The organism is Arthrobacter sp. B0316-1-20, assembly GCF_059091865.1.
The window spans coordinates 1-3275 of sequence record NZ_JBNHHC010000202.1 but is presented as its reverse complement, the minus strand read 5'-3'; the positions used below and the strand labels follow the sequence as shown (position 1 = coordinate 3275).

General features: G+C 67.2%; 4 protein-coding genes. 1 reads left to right on the top strand and 3 read right to left on the bottom strand.

Features of this window, described 5'->3' with window-relative positions:
- Positions 1 to 485: MarR family winged helix-turn-helix transcriptional regulator (locus AC5RW2_RS41845; protein ID WP_494075338.1), on the bottom strand; the 485-nt coding region annotated here is incomplete at its 3' end.
- Between the two features lie 70 nt (positions 486 to 555).
- Between AC5RW2_RS41845 and AC5RW2_RS41840 the strand changes: the two genes are divergently transcribed.
- The gene (locus AC5RW2_RS41840) at positions 556 to 2796 is read left to right on the top strand and encodes an MMPL family transporter (RefSeq protein WP_494029024.1); all 2241 of its coding nucleotides are present in this window, start codon (positions 556 to 558) and stop codon (positions 2794 to 2796) included.
- On the opposite strand, the gene AC5RW2_RS41835 is transcribed toward AC5RW2_RS41840, so the two are convergent.
- Both AC5RW2_RS41835 and AC5RW2_RS41830 read right to left on the bottom strand, forming a co-directional pair.
- On the bottom strand, positions 2714 to 3007 hold the full coding sequence (locus AC5RW2_RS41835) for a protealysin inhibitor emfourin (protein ID WP_494029025.1): 294 nt from the start codon (positions 3005 to 3007) through the stop codon (positions 2714 to 2716). The genes AC5RW2_RS41840 and AC5RW2_RS41835 overlap by 83 nt on opposite strands.
- A partial coding sequence (locus AC5RW2_RS41830; protein ID WP_494075337.1) for a M4 family metallopeptidase occupies positions 3004 to 3275 on the bottom strand: 272 nt, incomplete at its 5' end. The genes AC5RW2_RS41835 and AC5RW2_RS41830, both read right to left, overlap by 4 nt.

The window sequence follows — 3275 nt, the reverse complement described above, 5'->3', positions numbered from 1 at the left end:
GATGGCTCGGCATCCCCGGCTACGCGCGCACGGGCCACGGCATCCGCTAGTTCCTGCGCGAACTGCGAGAGCAGCTGCACATCCTCGGGGCGGTGGGCGGAAATCACCTTCTGCAGCTCCTGCGCGAGCGGACCGAAGATCGCTGAACCCGTGGCGCGGGCAGTGTCGGACGTTTCCAGTTCCACCCGGCGGCGGTCCGAGGGGCTCCGCCGCCGCCGCAGGTACCCCGCGCGCTCCAAGCGGTCGATCAGCGCGGTGGTGGCAGGGGAACTTAGCTGCAGTGCGGCACCCAGGGTGCCGGGGGTCGCCGACCGTCCCGTTCGTTCGGCTTCGACAAGCACATTCAGTGCGTTCAGGTCCGTGCGGTGTATTCCGTGCTTGCGGCTCAGGGAGTCGATGAAGCGCTCGGTCTCAACGGTGAAGCGCTGCAGCGCGTAGAGGAGTTCTGTGCTGCCCGCGGCAGGATTGTCCGGGGAAGTGGTCATCGTTCCAGTATATTGTTTCCATCGTAGAGATATTCTGCGGTGGAGAGATGGATGATCTGAGGAGGATCCCATGACCCCCCGTCACGCCCCGGGAACGAGACTTCGGCTGCTGCTGCCCGCGGTGCTCATCCTGATCTGGCTCGCCAGCGCGGCAGTGGGCGGGCCGATGTTTGGCAGGATCTCCGAAGTCTTGACGAATGACCAGGCTTCCTTCCTCCCCGCCAGCGCGGAGTCCACGGAGGCGGGCGAGTGGCAGCGGAAATTCACCGAGTCGGACGCCATTCCTGCCATCGTGATCTTCGAATCCGAGACCGGGCTGAACGGCCAGGACCTCGCCGGCTATGCGGAGATCGGGGGCCGGATGGCAGAGATTGGCGGCGTGCAGCCCGCTGCCAGCCCGCAGGCACCCTCCGTCATCGGTCCGGTCCCTTCGGAGGACGGCTTGGCGGTGCAGTTCATTGTTCCCATCAGCGATGATGCGGAACTCAAGGAGACGGTGGCGCAGTTGCGGGAGGTCGTCGCACAGGAGCTGCCTGCAGGAACCAGAGGCTACGTAACCGGCCCGGCGGGCCTGACTGCGGATCTGGTCAGCGCATTCGGCGGCGTTGACGGGCTGCTGCTGCTGGTGGCGCTGGGGGCTGTCTTTGTCATCCTGCTGGTGGTCTACCGCTCGGTCATCCTTCCGTTCCTGGTGCTCCTGACCTCGGTCTTCGCGCTGTGCGCGGCCATCCTGACCGTCTACCTGATGGCCAGTGCCGGCTGGATCCAGCTCAACGGCCAGAGCCAGGGCATCCTGTCCATCCTCGTGATCGGAGCGGCCACCGACTACGCGCTGCTGCTGGTAGCCCGGTACCGGGAGGCGCTCACGAGGAGCGCATCCAGCTGGGCAGCGCTGCGGACGGCAGTGCGCGGCTCGGCCGAACCGATCGTCGCGTCGGCCGCCACGGTCGTCCTTGCGTTGCTGTGCCTGCTTTTCTCCGATCTCCAGTCCAACCGCAGCCTGGGACCGATTGCCGCCGTCGGAATCATTTTCGCCCTGCTGGCGTCGCTTTCCTTCCTGCCGGCACTGCTGGCGATGTTTGGCCGCACGGCCTTCTGGCCGTTCACGCCCAGGCCTGGCCCTTCCGGAGCGGGGGGAGCCGAGGCCAACGAAGCCCGGACCGCCACCCGCGGAGTCTGGAGCGGCGTTGCGCGCTTGGTGGCCGCGCGGCCTCGCACCACTTGGATCACGTCCACCGCGCTGCTGGTGCTGCTCTGCGGTGGTCTGTTCCAGTTGCAGGCCCACGGTGTGGCGCAGACGGACCTGGTCCTCAGCGAGTCGGACGCAGCGGACGGCCAGCAGGCGCAGGCCCGTCATTTCGACGCCGGCAGCGGCAGCCCGGTGACGATCCTCGCCACCGAGCCGAAGGCCGGCGCAGTACTGGAGCTCGTGGAGAGCACCGAGGGAATCGCCCAGGCGTCTTTGCTCACGGGATCCGCAGGCGCTGAGGCCGGTGGACCTGCCTCCGCAGCCGGAAGCCCGTTGGTGCGGGAGGGCAGCGTGCTGATCACCGCGACCTTGGCCTATGAAGCAGACTCAGAGGAAGCGGAGGACGCCGTTCGCGAACTTCGGCGTGCGCTGCCCGCAGCGGATCCCCAGGCATTAGTCGGCGGCGTGACGGCAACGGCAGTGGACACCAACGACACCGCCCAGGCCGACTTTGCCAAGATCCTGCCGATCGTACTGCTGGTCATCACACTGATCCTGATGGTGCTGCTGCGGTCCGTTGTGGCTGCGCTGCTGCTCGTGGGCAGCGTAGCCCTGTCCTATGCGGCCACCCTCGGGGTCTCCGCGCTCGTGTTCAACCATGTCCTGGGATTCCCCGGTGCGGACGCCTCGGTGCCGCTCTTCGGGTTCGTGTTCCTGGTGGCACTCGGAGTCGATTACAACATCTTCCTGATGACGCGGGTTCGTGAGGAGAGCCTCCGCTCGGGCACCCGGGACGGTGTGCTGCGCGGACTGCGCGTCACCGGCGGGGTGATCACCTCTGCCGGGATCGTGCTGGCCGCTACCTTCGCGGCGTTGGGTGTGATTCCGATCCTGTTCCTGGCGCAGATCGCCTTCATCGTGGCCTTCGGAGTGCTCCTGGACACTCTCCTCGTGCGCTCGCTGCTGGTGCCTGCTCTGGCCTACGACACTGGTCCGGCGATCTGGTGGCCGTCCCGGCTCGCCCGGGATCCGGAAGGCACTACTCCGGATACGGGCCAGGATCCAGCAGCGGCCGGCCCTGCTCCCGGGTCCGGTCCACAAGTTCGCGCCAGGGCCCGGTGAGGAAGCGTTCGGGGATGGAAGCCTCCTGCCGGTCCACGCAGATGCGGTAGGTATAGGAGTCCGGGGTGGGAGTAGTTTCCTCGGGGATCTCGTCCCAGGGGCACGCCTCGATCAGCGGCAGCCAGCGCTGGTCTTCATCCCGGTCCACCTCCAGGCTCCAGGTGCGGCGGATTCCCGCGAAGCCTCCCGTCCTGGACACGGTGATTTTCACTCCACTACTCCTGTTTCCTGCCAGGCGACGAGGACCGCACCGGCTTCCGCGGAGGCCGCGCCAAAGCGCTCGGACGCCGCTTCCGTCGTCGCCTCCGCAAAGCGCGCGAAGCTGCAGTCGGAGGGGACCTTCGTCCCGGTGAGGGCATCGAACCACACGGTTCCCGGGCGCTCCCAGGCATGGCCGCCCAGCGCGGCTGCGGCCAGGTAGAAGGCACGGTTCGGAATGCCGGAATTGATATGGACGCCGCCGTTATCCTCGGTCGTCC